Here is a 22,599-nt window from a genome sequence, read left to right as displayed (position 1 = left end):
ATGATAAGATTAATAGATTTATTGAATACAAATTATAATTGCATGACAAAAAGCCTTGTTAGCTTCAATTTTTTTGAACAAGGCTACATTAGTTTTATTTTGTTGTGAGAAATAAAAGTTAAGAGTTAGGATCTAACATCTCTCTGAACTTTGTGAAATTAATTTTTCTCTTAAATGCCATGTCTTGTTTGAATTTCTCCCAGCGTATTTTTCTATATGCACGGATTTTTTTTGTGTACATCTCTATGAAATGCGCAGGAGTACTTACATCTGCTTGGTTACGTTCAAACCAACGTACACACTCCTCGAAAGTCTTTTTTACCTCCCAGTCAACATCTGGTGGCATACGTAAAGCAATTGTATAAGCATCTTTTTCAGTAATATATGTATCTTGCGTTAAAATGTACATGTAAAGCTTCTTTTGTGCATCACTCATATGTTCATCCATCTCACGGAATCTAAGTTCTAATTTTTTATCTCCGTCAGAATTCGTTTCTTGCTCCTCATTTTCTTGCTCCTCAACTTCTACTTCGACAGGATTGAATAAATCAAATCCATGACATTTCGAAACCGGAGCATCCTCTTTTTTATCTGTATCCTTATGGTTTTTCTCACCAATTTTCTTGGACAAAAAATCTGTAAAAGTAGAAAAAATATTGATTGATAATGCCCATTTTTGCTTAAAATACTCAATAATTTTCAAGTAATTATTATGTAGGCTTAAAATGTAGATGGATGGCGCAATTTTATTATGACGTCTTGTTTTAATTTGGTGACATACCTGAAGGTCTTCTAACCAATTCAAAATAAAATTGATTAATGGTACAGAAATACCTGATTTTTGACTAATACGCTCTTGTCTAACTTGGGAAAATCCCTCTTGAACAAGGTAGGAAAGTACGGTTTCAAGTGCTTCATATCGGCGTGGTGTTTTCTCGAAGTATTCTTTTGTTGTTTTGCCTTCACAGTCTAATAGAATACTATCAATATCTTTAATTACACTTTTGACTGCTTTATTAATAGCTCCCGTCTTGCACTTAGGGATACGATATAATTGAGGGGATAGTTCACGTTTTGCTCGACTAAGCAAAAAGTTGTTTAATAACACAGAAAAAACCTCCTATTTTTTCCACCACAAAGAAACAGAAAAATGCTGGAAAAGTAGAGGTTTTTATTCACATTATATATATTAGGTGCTATAATGGTTCTAGATAATATATATTTAGATATGGATAAAACCCCTACTCTCTTAGGATTTTTAATTGATTTTTCAGTTTGGCCGCTGAATCAATTAAAAATGGCTTGTGGTAGGGCTTTTTTATTTGTAATAATTTAAACGATAAATTTATTTATGCATTAATTTTATAACTATTAAGATAGAATATCAATCTAATAATTAGTATTTTTTACTTAAACAGTTTGTTTATAGATTAATTGAATTAAATTATGGCGTGTAATCTTCAAAAAAGGTCTCTAATGTTTAGAGACCTTTTTTTGTAGTTCATGTTGAAGGTAATTCGTGAAATTAACGAAATCTACATGTAACTGATCGTACTTATATCCAAAAAACTTAAGGTATTCAGTCAGTTCTTTTTCTAATTGTTCTTGTTTTTTATCAGGTAACAAAAGAATTTCTTGATGTAACTCTTTTACTTTTGTATATATGTCTTGTTTCTTTTCATGTTCGCTTATTGTCAAATATAATTCTACATTATTAATTATGTCTTGTTTATGCTCAATTTTTTCTGTAGCTATTTCATTATTTAGAGTAGGTGTGTCACTTATTCCTATTAAATAGTCAGCGCTAACATCAAAAATTTGTGCTATTGCAGCTAGGATATTGTAGGGAGGCTCTGATCCTTTCTTTTCCCAATTCGATACAGATGCAGAACTAAAAGAGGATCCTACAACTTCACTTAATTTTTCCCCTAATTCCTTCATTGACCAACTACGTTCTTGGCGTAATTTTCGTAAACGCTCGCTAAAAATATTCATATTTTTAGTCCTTTCATATAAATTCATACCCTGGATGTGTTAAAAATACCGAAACGAGTATATAATACATAATATTTTGTGTATATTTAAGTAAATAAAACCTAAATATTTATTCTTTTAGTAAATTTTACTTGTTTTTCACTTTATAAGTGATGTATACTTAATTTATACTAATCGAGAGGAGGTATTTTATACTTATGTTATTAAGTGAACGGAAATCAAAAGATTACTCTTTAACACAACTCGGTCAAAAAATTAATATTAAACCTCAAGTTCTTCATGCAATCGAGAAAGGAAAAACAAGTGTTAATTCCGAAAGAGCGGAAAAAATTGCTAAGTTTTTTAATAAACCAGTCGAATACTTTTTTATACCAACTTATTACCGAGTTCGAGAATAAATAAAAAAGTTAAAGTTACTAAATAAAGTTCCAGATTAACTATATAAGATTAATTATAGTAAAAAAAACTAGTAATTCAAATAGAATTTTGATCTTTGAAAACTGCATAATATGAGGGAGCTGTTAAGTCATGTTGAAACGATCGTATCAAACGTTACTCATTGTCATGAGTATGCTTCTTGTTGTTCTGAATTTTGTATTTCCACTGACAAAAGCAAGTGCTGAAGTCATCAATCATGAGAAATACGAAATGAATTGGAGTTATAGCCCCATGTATGGCAAAGACCTTCGGACCGAATTATTAAAGAATAAGAATGGTCAAATTGCGTATTGCCTTACATATGGACTTCGTTCACCTGGTGGTGAAGATCTTCCAGAGATGGGACGTACAGACAATGTTGTATATAAAGTTCTTCTAAATGGATATCCGCAAAAGAGTCCTGAAGAATTAGGTGTTTCCGATTGGAAAGAGGCGCATTATGCGACCCAACTCAGTGTTTGGACAGCATTAGGTCAAATTGACATTAGTGAAGTTCAACATAAGAATGCGAATGTTGCAAAAGCCGTAAAAACAATTATTGATGGGGCAAATGCAAGCCAGGAAACACAAGAAATGTACATGAATGTAACACCAACAGATAATCAAGAAGCAAAGTTAAACAATGAGTACTTTGAAACGACCTTGTACCAAGTAGAAAGTAATGCAAAAAGCGGTGTATTTACAGTACAACTAACAAGTGCACCAACTGGAACGAAAATTGTTTCCGCAAACGGTGAAGAGAAACAACAATTTAACCTAGGGGAACAATTCCGTATCCTTGTACCAAAATCCTCTCAGAGTGGTGAATTTTCCTTAAAAGTAACTTCAACTCTTTCTAAGTTGCATGCAGTAGCTTATAAAGGTACAGACAAAGTGCAAGATGCAACGGTTTTATTAGAAAGAAATGAGGAAAAAGTCAGCGCTGATCTACATGTAAACTGGAAATCCCTTGGTGGATTGAAAGTGGTAAAAGTAGGGGAGCAGAAAGAATTGCTACAAGGTGCTGTATTTGAAGTCTTGAATAGTGCAAACGAAAAAGTTGGCACAATGACTACAAATGAGCAAGGTACAGCAAGCCTTTCTGGTTTAGAAATCGGGAATTATACCCTGAAAGAAGTGAAAGCACCGACTGGTTATGTACTGAATGACCAACCTCAAAAGATTGAAGTGAAAACAGGTGAGGTCACAACAGTCACTGTAGCGAACAAGAAAGTAAAAGGAAACATCGAGATTAAAAAGTTAAATGACAGTGGAAAAGTTCTTCCGAAAGTAGAGTTCACAGTATATACAGCGGATGGAAAAGAAGTTACGAAGACTACTACAAATGAGCAAGGAATTGCTCAAGTGAAGGATCTCCCATATGCAAAGTATTATTTTGTAGAGACAAAAGGAGTCGAAGGATATCTTCTTAATAAAACAAAATATCCATTCGAGATTAAAGAACATGGGAAAATACTTACATTTACTGTTGAAAACAAAGAAGTAAAAGGGAATGTGCAACTTCTCAAAGTAGATCAAGAGAATCCAGATAAGAAATTAGAAGGTGCAACATTTATTCTTCAAGATAGTAAAGGGAAGAAAATCAGTGAACACAAAAGTGATAAAAACGGTTTGATTCAAGTAAATAATTTACCGTTTGGATCTTACATGTTTATGGAAAAACAAGCACCGACTGGTTATGTACTTACAAAAGAACCAATTCCTTTTAATATTTCTGAGAATGGAAAAACAATTGAATTAACCGCAAAAAATAAAGGTATTACAGGCTCTTTAGAAATAACAAAGGTAGATATAGCAGATGGTAATAATAAATTGCCAGGTGCTGAGTTTACTATCTATGATGCAAAAGGAAAAGAAGTAGTTAAAGGTAAAACGAACGAACAAGGAATTGCGAAATTCGCTAAATTACCTTATGGCAAGTACACATACCGTGAAACGCTCGCACCAGAAGGGTATGTAATCAACGAGGAAACCTTCTCTTTCGAGATTAAAGAAAATGGCCAGATTATTAAACATACGGTGAAGGATGAGAAGAAACCAACGCCACCAACACCAGAGACACCACATCAACCAGAGCAACCACAAAAACCAGAACAGCCAGAAACACCACAACCACAGACACCAGAACAACCAAAAGTAACAGAAAAGCCGGTCATTCCACAGGTGGAAAAGCCACAACCGATTGTGACGAAGGTGCACCCAGAACAAGCGCCTAAGAAAGTAGAAGCTCATCTTCCAACAACTGGTGGAAAAGCTGAAAATCCATATATAAAATGGATCGGGCTTGCATGTATCGTATTTGGTACAATGGGAGCGGTATTTGTAGTAAGAAACCGTAAGAAAGCACAATAATGCCAAATAAGAAAAGGAGAATTGCAAGATGAGACAAGAAAATATGACGAAAACCCAAGCTCATTTCAGTGAAATAGATGAAAACCCGCTTGGTTTTTTTGTTGGCTGTCGGAATGCATGTATACTTGCACTTCTCATTTGGACAATTGTGTTTTGGGTAGGGAGCAAGTTGTAAGAAACCGAAGGAGGATGAAATGAGATGTCAGGAGTCTACATCGGAACAACCAAACAGCCATTTATTTTGAAGGAGCCAATGGTTAGGAGTCATTCAAATGCATGGATTGGAGGGAAATCGGGAAACGGAAAGATGCATCGTAAGGGTGATTGGCTTTCCGAAGAACTCATGCAAGCAATTTCAATCGCACAAACGGTGGTGAAACCCAAAGAGCGATATGATTTTTGGATTGAATCCGCTACAAAATTGTTGGCTGGTAGCATCTTATATCTAAATCAGCGACATAAGAACTTGTATTATCTGGATTTAGTCCAGGTCAGAGAGTTCATACAAAAAGTGAACGATCAGAAGAACTACTTTTCGGAGATAACAAATTCACTCGATCAAAGTCATCCGGCTTATCAAATTTTTAAAGTTCTGGTTTTATCAGCGAATGAGACAAGAGAAGGAACCATTACAAAATTGTTAGAGGTATTAGATGAACATGTAATGAGGCACGAAAATCTGGAAAAGAAACGGGAATATTTTTGGTTTCAATATTAAGTAAAGAGTTTCAAAGAATGAGATAAGAAAGGAGACATAGACATGCTAGGAGTGATTCAAAGGTGCTCAGGGCTTCTACAGGCGATTGGAATTTTTGATCGAGGAGAAAAGGGTGTGGATGTGACAAAGGCTTCTCAAGAAGCTTATAGGACAGTAATTGAGGGTGTCAGGAAAGCTAAACAAAAGTTTATCTTTATTTTCGATCCAACGGATCAAGTGTATGAAGATACACATCGACAGAAGCTAGCGCAAGGATATCACATTGTAAAGCACAATTTGTTAAGTGATACAGTGTTCTTAGATTATGAAAATAATCAAAAAGTGATCATGTATGTCAGTATAGATACGGTTACTAGTACGTATGAAGATAGAGGTGAGGCGTTATCTCATTTTCTCCACTTTCTAACCGAAAAGAAGAAAATCCGACCGATTCATCTCGTTTTCTATCAATTTGATCTTTATCCCATCCCTCATATAGAGCAGTTTTTAAAAGAAAGTGCTACCTATAATATCCGAACTTCAATTGTCGTAGAATCTCATTCCGTCTTACAACGTATATACGGAAAACATGGAGCAAAACGAATTGCTACATCGTGTCAGACAACAGTTCTAGCATAGTCTTAGATTTCGAAATATTCTTTGTACTTTGGGGAGTCATATAAAAGTTTCGGGATATCACAGTCATTCATGCTATATAGATGACTATAAAACTAGACGAGATGAAAGGGGGGAAATAAGTTCTTCCCTTTTGAAGGAGGCGATAGACATGGGAAAAGAGCAAAGACTTGCATTCTATGATATATCGTCGTCATGTGCACAAAGTGTCAAAACATTCGATGGCAAAGTGTATCAGCTAAAAGGAGCGGTAGCGGTAGAAGATACGACAGGAAACATTGAGAGGGTTGCAGAGATCTATTACCGTGTCCGTTCAGTCATGGATGAAAAGCAAAAAATAATTGCCAAGAGAAGAAACCAGAATGATGAATTGACAACCGTGCGCCAACGGCGGAAATAAAACGATTTTTGAGAACAAACAAGCGGTTTTGGAGTGTGCTGAGATAAATAGCTTTATCCGATGATAATGGAAAAACCAACAATTTCGTACCTATTTTTATAGACGTTCAAAACGAAAGTTTTTCCTTATCAAAGCACAATTGCCCTTTGAAAACTTCACATGCGTGCCCCCTTTCGAAACGGTCACTAGAAGGGTTGGGTATACGATTTCTAAGTTCGGTGTGTGGATACTTAAAACACACCTGTGACCACGGGAAAGATACGGTGTATCCATTATCTGTAGGAGTAAGTAATCGTGAGGAATATCCCAAGTTCGACATTCTAAAGAAGCGATGAAAACGAAAAACAGTAGATACACAAGGTTCTACGTACATGCCAAAACGTTGTGCAGTATTGGGCTTATCAGAGGCGAGTCGGGATTGTTTCTGATATGCATGCCAATATAGGGTTTACCATATCAGCCATAAATGGTTATTTATCACTATTTTCCCAATATTCTTGCTATAATAACAACCAGATGTGGAGAAATAATCTGAACTCTCAGTAGACTCCAAAATCGCTTGTTTAATAACATAGGGAGGTCAAAAGTATGACTCAAAAATCAAAAATCATTGCCGTCATCATTGCATTGGTTGCCGTTCTAGGGATTGGCTCTACACTGGTATTTTCTAATAGCAAGAAAGGAGAACTTGAACAGTTAAAACCATTAGAGGTTAAAAAATTCATGTTACAAGATGGTACAGGGTTTGTAGTTTATTCTTTTGATAAAGAACAAAGAGATTTCAATACAAATCAAGTAAAAAAAGCTTTTGATACTAATGGCGTAAGTGGTAAAGAATTGAATAGTTATCACCCCGAATATGATGGAACTAAAGATCAATCATACTATGGTGTAAAACAAAATCCAGATACATTAGCATATTATCAAAAGGGTGAACTGAAAAAGGAAATTAAATTTGAAAAATATAAATCATCTGAGTTAGAAAAAGAACTAGATGTGTTTGTACGTAATATGAAGGAAATGTATATCGATAAATAAGGGGATAGAAAGGCGGTGTGATAAATTGCCTATTCCAACTGTTACACAAAGAGATTTAAAAAAATCAAAAGACTTAGTCGAAAAGTTACTGAAGGTCAAAGGAGAAAGTTATCAAAATTGGTTACACGCACAACATCAACAGTTCGTTGAAGGAAATCAAGACTTAATCTTAGAAGCGCTCACTCTATTTGTAGAAGAAGAGAAAGGACCTAGTAGGGTACCTGAAGGTACAGGTACACTTTCTCAGTCAAATGAAGTTGTATAACACAAATATAAGGAGAGTGTAAGAGATGTTTAAATTAAATAACTTGATTTTAGGTGCTGGAGATGGCATGTCTAGTTTAGTTAGTACAGGTGAAGCTGTTTTAACCTGGGCACAACGTTTAGGAATCATTAGTGCAGCTATCGCATTTTGTATAGGTGGTTACTACCTGATCTGGGGTGGTGAGCGTGGAAGACACCAGAGTAAAGGCTGGTTTATTGGTTCAGCTGTAGGGTTAATTATTGTAATGGGTGCAAAAGGATTGGCAGAAGGCATTAATAGTAATATCAAGTTTGGATCTATCCTGTTCTTTTGGATGTGAAGAGACAACGGAATACGTTTTGGTAAAGAAGCTATGCACTTGTATAGCTTCTTTTTATATGCCATAAAGCGTTAGAAAGGAGAGGGGGAAATTACTTATGTTAGAGGTCATGTTTACCAAAAGTGCAACACCAGAGATTAAAAGTTTTCAAAAAATGTCTTTACTGGATGCGTGTAAGCTTACGTATCGACTGGAACAAGAGTTACAGGAACAACAAAATATTATCCATGTAGATTTTCACATTTTAGATCAAAACAGTGAAGAGATGTATGCAGGGACATTGTCCCTAGGTTCTGGCTATGCTTCTCATTTGTATGAACATGTAGAGAATAAACTTTCCTCTATGGAAATGGATGAAGACCAAGAGGGGCAAAAAGAAGCACTTTTACAACTCATGAAACAAGATATTAAAGAATTTTTACAAGAGATTGCTCCACCAGAAGAAGAAAAAGAGCCAGAAGAGAAAACCAGGGAGAAAGGAGAACAACAAGAAAAAACAGATAGTCCTTTAGAAGAGGGAAAAGGGAACAAAAAACATTTGTATCAAATGATTGGCGGAGCAATTGGAGGGATCGTAGTAGGTGCTGTGAGCGTGTTTTCCTTGTATACTGTTCCATCAAATTCAGTTGAGGCAAGAACAAGTCAACCAGATACACATCTTGTTAAAGGACTTCAACAAGCCTCGATTCAACAATATCCAAAGGCGATTCAAGAATTTGAGAAGTTAGATTATAAAGAATTAGATAAAGAGAGTCAAAAGGCAGTTTTATTCTCTTACTTGTTGAGCGGGAAAGCCAGTAAGGCCTTACAGTATGAACCAAAATTTGCGGAAAGTGTTGTGAGCTACTACGTAGCCATTGATAATTTGAAAAAAGTGAATGAGATTCAAGCCAAAAATGATGTGATCGACTTTGAAAAAGCAGTGTTAGCAAAAAAAGATGAAGAGGTTGTTCGTTTAAAAGATAAGGTGAGTATAGATGGTCGCCGAGAACAATCCATTGTAGATGCATATTTGAGGCTTAAAAAATATGAGGATTGCTTTACCTTTGCAAAAGCACAAGGCAATAAGAATGTGATGAAACAAGTGAAGGAAGTAGAAAAGAAAGAAGTGGAGCAATCAACAGTACCAGATGAAGAGAAAAAGAAAAAGATTGAAAACATCGATAAAGTATTGAAGGAAATCTAAGGGAGGAAATGAAATGCCAATTGATTATAAAAACGTTTTAAAAAAGATGGGGCTTACAGTTACAGCGACTTCTCTATCTGTAGGGATTTTGTCAGGGTGTAGCTTATTTGGTTCAGAGCAAAGTAAGAAAACAGATAAAAAAGCATCTGTTTCTAAAAAAGTAGAAAATGAGAAAAAGAAACAAGAAGAAAAGAAAGAACCCGAAAAGTTACAAGAAAAAGATTTTGCTTCTTTAACAGAAAATGCTGTGAAGAGTCAGGAGCCCAATCAAGATGTTGCATTTGTATTAGATCATATGAAAAAGCAACCATTGAATACAAAAGATAAACAGATTGCAAGTCATATCAAAAGTTCAGATGAAGCGACATCACGTGTCGTGGCTATGTTAGACCAGGAATTATCAAAATCAAGTCATTTAAATACAGATGATGTTGCGATTGTTGCATCGAATAGTGTTCCAACAGAAACGAAAGATAATCAACTTGTGTTTGGAAATATAAAAGATACAACAGTAGCTAGCATCGGAGATGTGATACCACAAGAAAATATAAAACTACCTATTCAAGTAGAGGAAAAACCTTCTAATCCATTGCCAAATAAGCCGAAACCACCGGTAGACCCACCGACAGATGGAGGAGATAAACCGAAACCGCCAGTAGATCCACCAACGGACGGAGGAGATAAACCGAAACCACCGGTAGACCCGCCAACAGATGGGGGAGACAAACCGAAACCACCGGTAGAGCCACCAACAGATGGAGGAGATAAACCGAAACCGCCGGTAGAGCCACCAACAGACGGAGGAGATAAACCGAAACCGCCGGTAGAGCCACCAACAGACGGAGGAGATAAACCGAAACCACCGGTAGACCCGCCAACAGACGGAGGAGATAAACCGAAACCACCGATAGACCCACCGACAGATGGAGGAGATAAACCGAAACCACCAGTAGATCCGCCAACAGACGGAGGAGATAAACCGAAACCGCCGGTAGAGCCACCAACAGATGGAGGAGATAAACCGAAACCGCCAGTAGATCCGCCAACAGACGGAGGAGATAAACCGAAACCGCCAGTAGACCCGCCAACGGACGGAGGAGATAAACCGAAACCACCGGTAGACCCGCCAACAGATGGGGGAGATAAACCGAAACCACCGGTAGACCCGCCAACAGATGGGGGAGACAAACCGAAACCGCCAGTAGATCCGCCAACAGACGGAGGAGATAAACCAAAACCACCGGTAGACACGCCAACGGACGGAGGAGATAAACCAAAACCGCCGACAGATCAGAAGAAACCAAATACAGTTGTATGAGTTAAGTATTGGAGAAAATATGAAGCGCACGTCAGTTAAGATGAAAAAATACACAATTCGGAAATTTAACCAACTTGTGTATAAATAATGATTTAAAAGGAGGGTATAACATGTTTCAAACAAATGAGATATTAAACATAAAAGAAAATTTAAAGATTGTTGGCGGTATTGCTACAGGTAAAACAGCAACTTTAAAAGAACTTGCTATCAAGTTAGATAATGTAATGGTTTTAGACTTTATTGGTGAGTATGGAGATCTTAAAGAATTGTTTGAAGGAGATAAGTTAAATGTTATAAACCTGTGCAATCGATCCTGTCCGAAAGTAGAATTGAGCAAAGAAATAATTGATTTAGCTAAACAGCATGACTTTGTAATAATTGATGACGCATTTTATTTATTTGCCGAAGAAGTAAATGAGTTTTTATCATTTTTACAACAAATGAAAGAGGTAAACACAAAAATCATAGCCAGTTTTCAAACATTACCTCCAATAGAAATTGATATTAAATTCCCTCAATTCATTATGCTTAATCGATGAATATTTTTTAAGTACAAATTAGGATTTCGTTTAGAAAAGATAGCAAGCTGGTTGAAAATTCAACCAGCTCTTTTTATATTCTTTTTTAGAAGGGGAGTTTGAAATGGATCATATAAAGAAGTTGGCTCGTAGTAATCATGTTCATTTTTTAGGATGGCTTTATTTGATAATAGTCGGGATGTTTGGTTGGTGGTATGGAATTATATGGTATCAAGGAATAGGAAGTTGGCTCCCTTGGTATCATGAGTCAAGTATCACTTTTGAAAGAGCGCATATGTATCTTTTGATGACAGTTCTTTTGATTGGAGCTAGTTTCATGACAGGGTTACTTGTAATGGATCAGGACTATAAAAAATTGACTATCTTTAAGGTAAGCTATTTGTTTGGATTATCTACATTGATGATAAGTAGTGTTTGTGGTGTTTTTTTTGCTCTTGGTTTCTTTCTCGGATACAAAGATGGAGCTTTTTATCCGTTAGTTTTCCTTGTAACAGGTATTGTAGTTGGTTTACAAATAATCAGAATCGCCTTAAAACAGACGTCACAATCTGAAAAGAATACTTTGGCACACAAATAATAAATAAAACAGATCACAAGCTGGTTAAACCTTCAATCAGCTCTTTTATTTTCTAAAAAGGGAGGAAAATACGGATGGAAAAATGCATAGCGTATGGGAGAAAAATAAGTTTAGGGATCTACATGTTATTAGGTGCATTAGGAATTGGTTATATCATTTGGGGAATCAACCATTCTGGGTATGAATGGACACAAAAACATACAGTAGACGCAATTATAGGATTTTGTGTATTTTATATTCTAATGATTGCATTTTATATGCTAATAATTTGGTCTATACGGGGTAGGATGGAGAAGAAAGTGAAGAAACGAATGTTGCTACTAGACATTCCAATAGCAATTTTAGTAGCAATTGGCTTACTTGCTAGTATGGTCTTTGTAGAAGAGCAAAATATACCTAATTTAGCGTTTTTAATGGCTTTATTATTATCACCGCCTGTTGTTTTATTATTTGTTCGAATGGGATATAAGCAATGGATATTCTATAGTGAATTGAAAATTATCTTAGAAGAAAGGGAGCGACAATAACAATGATTTTCACACAAATTACCGTTGTAATCGGATTTGTTGTTTTAGCATTTATTGTGTATACAGTGGTTTTACAACAAGCTACACAAGACATTGTAAAGGAGCTTTTGAACCAAGAGAAGATAGTTGGAACAAATATGAAAGGAGAGCAAGAAAATGTTTGGAAGTGTGAATCCAAAGCCACCACTAAAATATAAATTAGCTGAATGGAAAGTACTCATCCCGATGAGTACTTTTTTGTTTAGTGGAATCTTTCTTATTGCTAATTTTTTAGGAAACGTCATTGTAGAAATAGTGAAAACAACATTTTCGGATTTATTATATCCAAAACCTTTTCATATTGGAATAGAGGATTTATATACCTTTGAACATCCTCTTTTTATCTATTTGATATTACTCATGATTGCGAGCTTATGTACATTGCAATTCACGTACAAAATCCGTTCAAGCTTTAAAGATTTGAATCACAATCAAAAAGATTCATCTCGTTTTGCCACATTAGATGAAGTTAAACAGCAGTATCGTGCCATTCCAGATAAAACGGAGAGATATGAAGGGAAGGGTGGCGTTGTCATTTCCCGATATGATGTGGTTTCTTGCAAGGCCATTTTCCAACAAGCAAAAAGGGTTATAGATGCAAAAGGAATGGAGAAATGGAAAGAAATTAAAAAATTAAAAGATAGTGCAAAAGCGGGAAGACTACTCATAGATGATGGGGCAGTTAGTAACCTAATCATTGGTACAACAAGGTCTGGTAAAGGGGAAACCTTTGTATTTCCAACGATTGATGCGTATTCTCGTGCGGAAATACAACCCTCTATAATCGCGAATGACCCGAAGGGTGAATTGCTGGCAGCATCTAAAAAAACGTTGGAACAACGAGGTTTTCATATTGAAGTTTTAAATTTAATTAATCCTTTAGAGTCCATGAGTTATAACTTGCTTCAACTCATTAAAGATGCTTATAAAAAAGGGGATACAGCGACAGCACAAACACTTTGTAATACCTTATCCTACTCTCTTTACTACAATCCAAATGTAAAAGACCCATTTTGGAATACCAGTGCGATGAGTTTATGTAATGCGCTAATTTTAGCGATTATAGATAAATGTATTGAGGAAAAAACAGAAGATAAAATTTGTATGTATGCGGTTGCCAATATGTTATCAGAGCTTGGTTCGAAAGAGATTGTGATTGATATGCAAGGAAATACGAAAAATATGTTAGATATATACTTTGAAATGCTTCCGGCGGATAGTGTGGCAAAGATGCAGTATGCGACTTCAAATTTTGCAAAAGGTGGCACAACAAGAGGTGGAATTTTTAGTACAGCAATGAGTAAACTATCCATCTTTACATTCGAAGGAATTGCAAAAATGACATCTCGTAATAGTATCGGTTTAAAGCGCATTGGCTTTGGGAAAAGTATACAAGGAATAGGAACACCAAGGGTGCGGGTACAAATTATATTTCCGGATGGTTCGAAAGAGAGTATCAAAACAGATACAGAAGGACGTTTTGAACTGAACTTTAAGCAAAAGGTAAGAAAGGGGCAACGTATCCATGTAATGGAAAGCGAAACAAAGAAAAAAACGATCATAGAGGTTCAAACAATTAACAAAGATACAGGTGAAACAACATACAAAGTTGTCGAGAAACAAGATGGATTACAAATTGAAAACATTGTTATCTTTGAAAAACCAATTGCAGTCTTTATGATCGTTCCGGATTACGATTCTAGTAATCATGTGATCGCTTCTATCTTTATTAGACAGCTCTATTTTGTGCTATCTAAGTATGCTGGTTTAGCTCGTGGTGGGAAGTGTCATAGAGAAGTAGTCTTCCTTTTGGATGAGTTTGGTAATATGCCACCAATTGATGATATGGGGAATATTGTTACGGTTTGTTTAGGGCGAAATATTCGCTTTAACCTTATTGTGCAAGCTCTACCTCAATTAAAAATGAAATATGGAGACGCAAGTACAACGATTCAAGATAATTGCGGGAATCAAATTTATATTCAATCTGGGAATAAAGAAACCGCCAAAGAAATATCTGAAAAGTTAGGGAATCAAACAATCAATTCGTTATCTCGAAGCGGAAAAGGATTGTCTATTGATAAGAGTAAAACGGAAGGAATCGATACGAAACCATTATTAACACCAACTGAGTTAATGAGATTCCAAGAGGGAGAAAGTGCAGTTATACGTTTTATGAAACGTAGAGATAATAAATTTGAAAAAATAGAGCCTTTCCCAATTCTGAACCGAGGAAAAACGGTTATGAAATATCGCTGGGAATACCTTGGAGACGACTTTGATACAGATCAATCTATTTTAGATATCGATATTCGTTCTTTACATGAATATGTGAATCCAAAGGATCTCATTATTGATTTCATCCCAAAACAAGAAGAGGAACCAACAGAACAAACAGAGGAACAAAAATTAAATGTAGCAGTATCTGAACCAAAACCAGTTCCGATTCCTTCAGAAGAGGATCCGGAGGAGCCACAATTTGCGGATATTGATGAAGATATTGAGATTCCAGAAGAGGCGTATGCATCTGAACCGGGTTCAGTGTACGAATCAGAACCGTCTAGTCCATTTGAGCCACTTACCTTGGAAAATTGGAAGTACAAAACAGCAGAAGAATTTTTTGAAACACATCGTTCCATTTGGAACATCATTGAAAAACAATGTATGAGGCAATGGAACAAATCATTAGCGGATATTCAAGCAAGTACAATGGAAAACTTTATTGATGAGCTGAAGATATTAGTGACAACAGGAGAAATTGATAAGAATATTTATCGGTTGATTAATGGAAAATACGGTGAAGTTATGGATAGTTTACTAGAAAAAGAAGGTGTGAAGGAGGAAGTATGATGCAGGTAACCAATCCCTTACAACATATTTTACAAGTTTACGGGAAACAAGTAACAGCAGGAAAAGAAGTGATGATTGGGCTTACAAATGGTGTTGTGGTGTTACAACCAGGAGGAGCTGGTGAAGCACCAATTGTCATCCGGGTGGATGAAGTTGATGAACATTTTGATATGACCATACAAGATGTATTCGGAGCATAAGAGAGGAGGGTGAAAATATGAATGATGAAAAAGTTTTAGAAATATTGAAGATGTTTAATGATTATTTAGAAATTGGAGGCTTTATCAATTATATACTCCGTTCGATTGGTTGGATGATTATTATTGGATTGTCGTATCTGGTAGATGCATTAGAAGGGATTACAGATAAAATTCTTTTGGTAAAAACGTTGTTTGCTTCAGAACAAGTACAATCGTTTGTACGAGACTTTCAACCGGTTTTGTATGTACTATTTGCTTTTTCGCTCATTTATATTGGATACACACTGATATTTAATAGAAAAACGAATCGAGAACAAATTGCAGTCAATATTTTTATCAGTATGGGCGTAATTGTGTTACTCAGTACAGCGATGATGCAGGCAGACAAATTCACAGATAAGGCAATTAAGGCAGTGGATCTCAAAGGAAGTGGAACAACAAGTGAAAAAATTATAAAAGATGGTCTCACAGATGTAGCGCAATTTGATATAGGAGAATGGAAAACCACAAAATTAAAAGAACCAAATCAAATTCCCCAAGAGAATATTAGACGAATTGATATTCTAGAGAAAATTGATAAAGATTTTAAAGTTAGTAAGGATAAAGGACTAACTGATGATGGAAAAAAAATATTAGAAAAGAAACTTAGTGTTGCACCAGATGGAAAAGAAGTACTCATCGACTTGAAAAACGGATGGTTTGATTTTTGGCCAGATAAATATTACCGCTGGGATTGGGATTTCTGGAAAATCGCTCCGTCTCTGTTTGTCATTGGTATGACACTGCTATTTACAGCAATCAAACTTGGAAAACTGTGCTTTGAATTAGCTTTCAGTTACATTCTAGCAAACTTAGTTGCACCGGCAGATGTGGCAAACGGACAAAAGACAAAGCACATCCTTCTCAATATCTTAAATTCTTTTTTAATTATGATTATGATTTTTATTTCATTAAAGCTCTACCTCATTGGTATGAATTATATTCATGAAAATGTAGATGGGATTGCTTACGTCATGGCTTTAATTTGTTTAAGCCTTGCAGTTGTAGATGGTCCCGTCATTTGTGAACGTCTTTTTGGTATTGATGCAGGGCTTAAAAATGGCTGGGGAGTTGTTGCTGGTGGATACGCACTTGGAAAAGGGCTTAGTAAAGCAACAAGTAGTACGATGTCGAAAGTTGGTGGCATGATGAAAGGCGCAGGTAATGGTGCATTACAAGTGGGAGCAGGTGTCGCTGGCGTGGCAAGCGGATATAAAAATGCGGGGAAAGCAAGTGATAGCGGACAACAAGATCAGAAGCAAATAAAAGGACAGCAAGGTAAAGAGAATGGAAAAGAAGGGAAGGAAAAGCAAAGCGATGCCGATGGCGGGGCAAATGGAACTGGTCATTCATCTATACAAGATGAAATGGGTCAATCAGGTTCTGGAACAGAAAAAAGTCAAGCGTCCCAAGGCGAGGCAGGCGGTGGCGCAATGTCTTTGCAAGATGAAATGAAATCATCTGGTTTTGATAAAGATGCGAAAAAAGAAGGGCAGGGAACGCAACCAAACCTTACAAAAAATACATCAGGTGGTAAGAATGGAGCTACATCTGGAACGCTACAACGGGGTAGTAACGGAGCATCAACAAGTGCACCAGGAACACCACAATCAGGTAATAGCGGAACACCATCAAGCGCACGAGGAATTAACGGAGCACCATCTGGTACACCAGGAACATCGCAACCAAGTAGTAGCGGAGCACCATCCGGTACACCAGGAACATCACAACCAAGTAGTAGTGGAGCACCATCTGGTATACCAGGAATATCACAACCAAGTAGTAACGGAGCACCATCAGGTACACCAGAAATATCGCAACCAAGTAGTAGTGGGACACCATCCGGTAGACCAGGAACATCGCAACCCGGAAGTAGCGGAGTACCGACAAGTGCACCAGAACCTTCTCAACCAAGTAATAGCGGAACACCATCAAGCGGTGAGAGTTCTTCAGGTTCATCTCGTCCAGTAGATACAGCGCCATCTTCTACAAGTGATATCCCAGTACCGCAAAGAGAAAATCGTACAATTGGACAATATGCAAAGGATCGCCTTTCCAATGCTTTTCATAGTTCTCCAACGGTACAACAGACAAAACGTTCGTATCAACTTGGACAAAATACAGGGGAGAGTTTACGAAACAAAGGTCAAAATAAGGGCGTGAGTCAGAAGCCAAATGTAAATCAGAATTCAAGAAGAAATCCTAGAAAAGATGCATAGGGTAGAGCACAGTAAGCATACAAGGAATGCTTATTTTTTTCGGCCTTAAAAGGAGGAAATGTAAATGGCAAGTTATAATATCCCGAAGGAAATACGAACGGAATTAAAGATTAACAAAGCGTTATTTTTATTCGATCTACTGTTTATTATTGGGCTTGTGGTTTTCACCATGACAACGAAGCCTTTGATTCATCCCATGTTTCAAATTCCATATTATATTTTTATGTTGATAGTAGGAGTGATTTTGATTGTTCGTCCAAATACAAACCCACAAAAACGGATGTTTGAGGTATTGTTCATTGCGTTAGCTAGAAAGCGTTCTACGTATTGTGCAATTGACCAGGAACAAGACTGAAGGAGGAAATGGGATGGCATTATTCAATGAAAAAGAAATGAATAGACAGGTAGAAAAGAAGAGCGAAAGTAAACCTTTTCTCCAACCACAAAAACAAGAAAAGAAACCAGGCGAGGTAGTGAAAATAAAAGGATTTCAAGAAAAAAAAGAAACGCAACCTGTCGTTGCTCCTTTGAGAGAAGAAGTCGTGTCGGTGAAGAAAACAAAGAAGAATATGATGCAACATCTAGGAAATAAGAAGCAAGAGGTTGTACAAAAAACAGCGAAGATTGACGAGGCTTCGGGAAGAATAGGGAAGAAGGAGAAAGAGAAAAAAGTTAAAAAAGCTAAAAAGAAAGAAAAACCACCTCATATAAAAAAGAGTATTGCAGAGATTATCCCAATTATTGATATCACAGCAAATGGTGTTTTTGAATTTCGGGAAGAACAAGGTTTTGTAGATATCTTGCAGATCCAGGGAACAGATATTTACTCCCTGAACGAGGAAGAAGCAGAATTTGCGATTTATCACCTTGCCCACTATTACCAATCGTATCAAGAGTCCATCAAAATTGTATCCATGAACTTTCCCGTTTCTACAGAGCCGCAACAACGTTTTCTACTCAAGAAAATTGAAGCATGTCAGAATCCATTATACGAGCGTTTCCTCGTACAAAAATTGAAAGAACTTCAGTATTTAGAATGGGGGCGCACAAATCGCGAGTACTTTTTATTTGTATATGGTGAGAGTGAATTTGTTGTAAAAGAACGGGTGGAGTCGTCAAAAAGGTACTTGCAACGATGCATACCATTATTAGAAATGGAAGAGGAAAAGAAAATAGAAATTCTATATAAATTGCATAATCAAAACTCGAAAATCGGTTCGAAAAAATAAGGAGAGGTGATGAATGTGTCTGTACTACATTTTTTGAAGAGAAAGAAAAAGAAAGAAGAGAAAAAAGAAAAGAAACAAATCAATAAAGAATTAGTTTCCCAGATTCAACCGCAAGGGGGCATTCACTTTAAAGAACTATATGTGCAAGGTGGAGATGGATTACAAGCTTGTATTCATGTATACGGGTATCAAACGACAGTAAATGACTTTTGGTTAGAGCCTATCATGAATATGCCGAATGTCATTACAACGTTAGATATTATAAGTGACAGCCGAAAAGTAGTGATTGAATCCATTAATAAATCAATGGCAGAACAAAGCGTTCGACATGCGAACGCAAAAGAAAATATTGAACGAATTGAAGCGGAACAACAGTTTCAAGAGTTGGAACAGTTGTATCAACAAGTATCAAAAGGAGAGGTGCTGAAACGAGTTCACTTACGTATCTATATCTCCGCACGAACAATGGCAGAGCTTGAAAAACAAGCAAAAGAAGTCATGGAAACATTAGAATCATATAATTTTAGAGGAGCCATTTTCTTAAATGAACAAGAACATGAATGGGCTTCCCTCACATCAAGTTTTGAAATGCAAAAGCAATATATTAATAAACGAAATGGAAAAGAAGTACCGGCTCTTTCTTTAGCCGGAGGCTTCCCGTTTCACTTTACATTTCTAAATGATCCATATGGGATTTACTATGGCACTACCAAAACAAAGGGGAGTGTCATTTTTGATTTGTTTCATAAAGATGCACAGCGAAAAAGTTATAATGCGGTTGTAATCGGGAAAATGGGAGCTGGTAAGTCAACCTTGCTGAAAAAAATCATGAGTGATTATGCGATGAAGGGGTATAAAATCAGGGGATTTGATATTACAGGTGAGTTTGAAGATATTGTGCATGAATATAATGGAAAGCAGATCGCACTGGATGGATCACAAGGAAAAATTAATCCGCTTCAAGTGTATAAGACGGCTGAAACAGAAGAAGGTTCATTTACCCAGCATTTATCTAAAATGAGTATCTTTTATCGCTTTATTGCGCCAGAAGCAAAAGATGATGAAATTAAGGAGTATGAGAATTTACTGCGCAAAATGTATGTAGCTAAGAAATTATGGAGTGATGAATCGAAAGCTGTCAATCATATTACGAGTTTACCAGCAAGTGAATATCCGATTTTCTCTGATTATTTACATTTTGTTCGTACAGAATTATACGAAGATATAAAGAAAGGAATCTACCGTTCTAATGTCAGTCCGACTCGTAAGGAACGCTTAGAACTGATTGAATTAAATCTTATCAATTTAGTAGACAATTATGGACATTTATTTAACGGTATTTCTACAATAGAAGATTTTTCTAAAGAGCAAATTGTCTTTTTTTCATTGCGCCATCTTATGAGTTTAAAAGAAGAAATCTATCAAGCACAGATTTTCAGTGTAATGAACTTAATGTGGGATGAGATGCTAGAAAACGGAAAACCGCAGTGGAAGGCGTTTGATAGAAAGGAATTAAAGTTTGAAGACGTAATGCGTTTTCTCATTATCATGGACGAAGCGCATCATCTGATAAATACGAGTGAACGTAGTCAACATGCGGTGGATTTTACGATTAAGTTTAGCCGAGAAGCACGTAAATATTTTGCAGGGATTGTATTTGCAAGTCATTCTATCCGAGACTTTGTGCCAGAGGATGCAAGTGTGGCAGCGGTAGAAAAAATTAAGACACTCTTTGAGCTTACGCAGTACAAATTTATTATGCAACAAGATAGCAACAACCTAGATATGTTACGGCGAGTATTTGCGGGACAAATCAGTACAAGTGAACTGAATGAAATACCGTTTTTACCAACAGGAGATGTGCTGTTATGCATCAGTGCCGTGAAGAACATTTTATTTAAAGTCGATGTAACAGAAGAAGAGTTAGCTTTGTTTGGAGGAGGGGCATAATTCATGCATCTTGTACTAAAAATTATCCCGAAAAAGTGGTTGATTATGATCGCTCTGAGTCTACTTTTTCTCCTTGGAACAATTCTTTTAGGGGCTACAATGACACTTATTGGTGGAATGGAAGGAAATAAAAAGCAAGGGGATATTACATACCCACAGGGTGGTATAGGGACGGCAAATGTTTCGGCAGAAGTGTTGAAATGGGAGCCGACAATTCGGAAGTATGCCCAGCAATTCGGCGTTGAGGCATTTGTCCCATTAATGCTTAGTCAAATGATGCAGGAGAGTGGTGGACGTGGACTCGATCCCATGCAAAGTTCTGAAGGAGCTTTCAATACAAAGTACTGTAAAGGGCCGAATTGTATTACCGATCCAGACTACTCTATTTGGGCTGGCGTTCAAGAATTTAAGCATGCGATTGAGCGAGCGGGTGTCACGGGACCGGGTGATATGGATCATATTAAAACAGCCTTGCAAGCCTACAACTTTGGAACAGGATTCTTCGATTTTATTGCAAAACACGGAGGTAAATATACAAAAGAATTAGCCATTCAGTTCTCCGCAGAGCAATATCAAAAAGTGAAACATACGGGCATGTATCGTTGTGTACGACCAGAAATGATACCGTATGGGGCATGCTATGGCGACGCGCTTTATGTTGATGCCGTGTTGAAATATTATACGCCTGGTGTGCCTGTCAACGGCGGTGGAGGTGCCGTAGGAGGCGGTTCTTCCGGCTCGCAAGTTGCTGATGTGGGGCGTCAATGGATAGGACGTTCTACCTATGTATTTGGTGGTGGACGGAACACAAATGACATCGCAAGAGGCATCTTTGATTGTAGTAGTTTTGTACGCTGGGCATTTGAACAAGTAGGAATGAATGTAAGTCCAATGGGGGCTGTAAGTACAGAAACCTTGAATAAAATTGGCACACAGATTTCACCAATGGAAATGAAAGCTGGAGATGTGATTTTCTTTGATACGTATAAACATGACGGTCATGTTGGCATTGTAATTGACCAGAATACTTTTATTGGTTGTCAAACAAACAAGGGGGTTTCAATCGAAAATTTATCAAACCCATACTGGAGTAAAGTATTTAGTGGGCATGTGAGACGCTATTAAAAAATATAGTCATCCTAAATAAACAAATGTAAGTGAAGGAGGCGGAAAAAATGAGTAAGCCGATTGAAAAAGATAAAAGGAAATTTTGGTTTATAACGCTTGCGATTGTGATTGCAGGCGTTACTTTTTTGAACATCTTTCTGTACGCTCGTAACGATGAAACAGGAGATGTAAAACGATTAAAAGTTCAAAATCAGGTGTTGCAAACTGAAAATGAAGAACTCAAAAAGAAAGTGAAGGAAACACTTCCTTCGGAACAGGAACAACAGAGGCAAGCATATCTTTCAACAGTAGAACAGTTTATTCAGTTATCGTTTCATCGAGAAAAGCAAGGATATGAGGAGCGAAGAGCAAAGGCAAAAAAACTGATGAAGGACGAAATATTTCAACTCTTTTATCCGACGGATACATTCGAAATGGATGATACCTATGTATCTAAACCATCTGATATGAAGTTATACTTACAAGCCTATACGATTGGAGCTTCTCAGGTAGAAATCATTGCGGAATTTCAAAATACATTGACCATAGGAGCGCAAGGAAAAACGGATAAAACAAAAAATGTGATGAAAGTGACTGTACAAAAGAATCAAGAGAATTGGCAAGTAACCAATGTAGAAGAACTAACAGTTCAAATTATTCCATCTTAAAAAAGTGAGGT

The 22,599-nt window shown here is 36.6% G+C and carries 25 protein-coding genes; 23 read left to right on the top strand and 2 right to left on the bottom strand.

Translation table 11 applies throughout. From position 1 onward, the window contains the following. Positions 1–118: 118 nt before the first annotated feature. Both ACQGS6_RS04460 and ACQGS6_RS04455 read right to left on the bottom strand, forming a co-directional pair. Entirely contained in the window at positions 119–1,108 is a 990-nt protein-coding gene (locus tag ACQGS6_RS04460) for a Replicase RepFR55 (protein ID WP_426964923.1), read from the bottom strand. 365 nt (positions 1,109–1,473) lie between these two features. Next, positions 1,474–1,995, bottom strand: a complete 522-nt coding sequence (locus tag ACQGS6_RS04455) for a helix-turn-helix domain-containing protein (protein WP_065486242.1) — start codon at positions 1,993–1,995, stop codon at positions 1,474–1,476. 197 nt (positions 1,996–2,192) lie between these two features. Here ACQGS6_RS04455 and ACQGS6_RS04450 point away from each other — a divergent pair, with 197 nt between their 5' ends. The 23 genes from ACQGS6_RS04450 to ACQGS6_RS04340 all read left to right on the top strand — a co-directional run bounded on the left by ACQGS6_RS04450 (position 2,193) and on the right by ACQGS6_RS04340 (position 22,588). Beyond that, positions 2,193–2,393: a helix-turn-helix transcriptional regulator gene (locus ACQGS6_RS04450; protein ID WP_061687776.1), complete on the top strand. Its 201-nt coding sequence runs from the start codon at positions 2,193–2,195 to the stop codon at positions 2,391–2,393. A 130-nt stretch (positions 2,394–2,523) separates the two neighbouring features. Then, the gene (locus ACQGS6_RS04445; protein ID WP_426964922.1) at positions 2,524–4,785 is read left to right on the top strand and encodes a SpaA isopeptide-forming pilin-related protein; all 2,262 of its coding nucleotides are present in this window, start codon (positions 2,524–2,526) and stop codon (positions 4,783–4,785) included. 28 nt (positions 4,786–4,813) lie between these two features. Beyond that, complete coding sequence (locus ACQGS6_RS04440; protein WP_426964921.1) at positions 4,814–4,960, top strand: hypothetical protein; 147 nt, start codon at positions 4,814–4,816, stop codon at positions 4,958–4,960. 78 nt (positions 4,961–5,038) lie between these two features. After that, positions 5,039–5,503, top strand: a complete 465-nt coding sequence (locus tag ACQGS6_RS04435; RefSeq protein ID WP_426964924.1) for a hypothetical protein — start codon at positions 5,039–5,041, stop codon at positions 5,501–5,503. Positions 5,504–5,545: 42 nt separating this feature from the next. Further along, positions 5,546–6,121 (top strand): TraM recognition domain-containing protein, encoded by a 576-nt coding sequence (locus tag ACQGS6_RS04430; RefSeq protein WP_061687778.1) that lies wholly within the window; start codon positions 5,546–5,548, stop codon positions 6,119–6,121. A gap of 148 nt (positions 6,122–6,269) precedes the next feature. Continuing rightward, on the top strand, positions 6,270–6,518 hold the full coding sequence (locus tag ACQGS6_RS04425) for a hypothetical protein (RefSeq protein WP_002187991.1): 249 nt from the start codon (positions 6,270–6,272) through the stop codon (positions 6,516–6,518). A 588-nt stretch (positions 6,519–7,106) separates the two neighbouring features. After that, positions 7,107–7,556 (top strand): hypothetical protein, encoded by a 450-nt coding sequence (locus ACQGS6_RS04420; protein WP_088070514.1) that lies wholly within the window; start codon positions 7,107–7,109, stop codon positions 7,554–7,556. Positions 7,557–7,581: 25 nt separating this feature from the next. Next, positions 7,582–7,821: a hypothetical protein gene (locus ACQGS6_RS04415; RefSeq protein WP_061687780.1), complete on the top strand. Its 240-nt coding sequence runs from the start codon at positions 7,582–7,584 to the stop codon at positions 7,819–7,821. A gap of 25 nt (positions 7,822–7,846) precedes the next feature. Beyond that, complete coding sequence (locus tag ACQGS6_RS04410) at positions 7,847–8,140, top strand: hypothetical protein (RefSeq protein WP_002187987.1); 294 nt, start codon at positions 7,847–7,849, stop codon at positions 8,138–8,140. A gap of 97 nt (positions 8,141–8,237) precedes the next feature. Then, positions 8,238–9,326 carry a hypothetical protein gene (locus ACQGS6_RS04405; RefSeq protein WP_426964920.1) on the top strand — a complete coding sequence of 363 codons (1,089 nt, stop codon included), beginning with the start codon at positions 8,238–8,240 and terminating at the stop codon, positions 9,324–9,326. A gap of 13 nt (positions 9,327–9,339) precedes the next feature. Beyond that, on the top strand, positions 9,340–10,644 hold the full coding sequence (locus tag ACQGS6_RS04400) for a hypothetical protein (RefSeq protein ID WP_426964919.1): 1,305 nt from the start codon (positions 9,340–9,342) through the stop codon (positions 10,642–10,644). Positions 10,645–10,754: 110 nt separating this feature from the next. Beyond that, positions 10,755–11,183 carry a hypothetical protein gene (locus ACQGS6_RS04395; RefSeq protein WP_088070521.1) on the top strand — a complete coding sequence of 143 codons (429 nt, stop codon included), beginning with the start codon at positions 10,755–10,757 and terminating at the stop codon, positions 11,181–11,183. A gap of 103 nt (positions 11,184–11,286) precedes the next feature. Then, positions 11,287–11,760 carry a hypothetical protein gene (locus tag ACQGS6_RS04390; RefSeq protein ID WP_426964917.1) on the top strand — a complete coding sequence of 158 codons (474 nt, stop codon included), beginning with the start codon at positions 11,287–11,289 and terminating at the stop codon, positions 11,758–11,760. Between the two features lie 74 nt (positions 11,761–11,834). Continuing rightward, complete coding sequence (locus tag ACQGS6_RS04385) at positions 11,835–12,287, top strand: hypothetical protein (protein ID WP_088070523.1); 453 nt, start codon at positions 11,835–11,837, stop codon at positions 12,285–12,287. 2 nt (positions 12,288–12,289) lie between these two features. Further along, on the top strand, positions 12,290–12,484 hold the full coding sequence (locus ACQGS6_RS04380; RefSeq protein WP_088070525.1) for a hypothetical protein: 195 nt from the start codon (positions 12,290–12,292) through the stop codon (positions 12,482–12,484). After that, complete coding sequence (locus ACQGS6_RS04375; RefSeq protein ID WP_426964916.1) at positions 12,444–15,176, top strand: VirD4-like conjugal transfer protein, CD1115 family; 2,733 nt, start codon at positions 12,444–12,446, stop codon at positions 15,174–15,176. Before ACQGS6_RS04380 ends, ACQGS6_RS04375 begins: the two co-directional genes overlap by 41 nt. After that, positions 15,173–15,376 carry a hypothetical protein gene (locus ACQGS6_RS04370; RefSeq protein ID WP_426964915.1) on the top strand — a complete coding sequence of 68 codons (204 nt, stop codon included), beginning with the start codon at positions 15,173–15,175 and terminating at the stop codon, positions 15,374–15,376. The genes ACQGS6_RS04375 and ACQGS6_RS04370 overlap by 4 nt, the downstream gene beginning before the upstream one ends. Before the next feature lie 17 nt (positions 15,377–15,393). After that, a complete protein-coding gene (locus ACQGS6_RS04365) occupies positions 15,394–17,634 on the top strand; it encodes a pLS20_p028 family conjugation system transmembrane protein (protein ID WP_426964914.1) in 2,241 nt (746 codons plus the stop codon). A 64-nt stretch (positions 17,635–17,698) separates the two neighbouring features. After that, entirely contained in the window at positions 17,699–17,989 is a 291-nt protein-coding gene (locus ACQGS6_RS04360; RefSeq protein WP_016110490.1) for a DUF5592 family protein, read from the top strand. A gap of 13 nt (positions 17,990–18,002) precedes the next feature. Next, positions 18,003–18,863 (top strand): hypothetical protein, encoded by an 861-nt coding sequence (locus ACQGS6_RS04355; RefSeq protein ID WP_426964913.1) that lies wholly within the window; start codon positions 18,003–18,005, stop codon positions 18,861–18,863. A gap of 9 nt (positions 18,864–18,872) precedes the next feature. Next, positions 18,873–20,813: a VirB4 family type IV secretion system protein gene (locus tag ACQGS6_RS04350; protein ID WP_426964912.1), complete on the top strand. Its 1,941-nt coding sequence runs from the start codon at positions 18,873–18,875 to the stop codon at positions 20,811–20,813. 99 nt (positions 20,814–20,912) lie between these two features. Further along, positions 20,913–21,938, top strand: coding sequence for a lysozyme family protein (locus ACQGS6_RS04345; protein WP_404841065.1), 1,026 nt, complete (start codon positions 20,913–20,915; stop codon positions 21,936–21,938). 50 nt (positions 21,939–21,988) lie between these two features. Continuing rightward, a complete protein-coding gene (locus ACQGS6_RS04340; RefSeq protein WP_426964911.1) occupies positions 21,989–22,588 on the top strand; it encodes a MerR family transcriptional regulator in 600 nt (199 codons plus the stop codon). Positions 22,589–22,599: the final 11 nt, after the last annotated feature.

Source organism: Bacillus sp. GMs2/2 (assembly GCF_050172095.1).
Classification (GTDB): domain Bacteria; phylum Bacillota; class Bacilli; order Bacillales; family Bacillaceae_G; genus Bacillus_A; species Bacillus_A cereus.
This window is presented reverse-complemented; position numbering and strand designations above follow the sequence as displayed.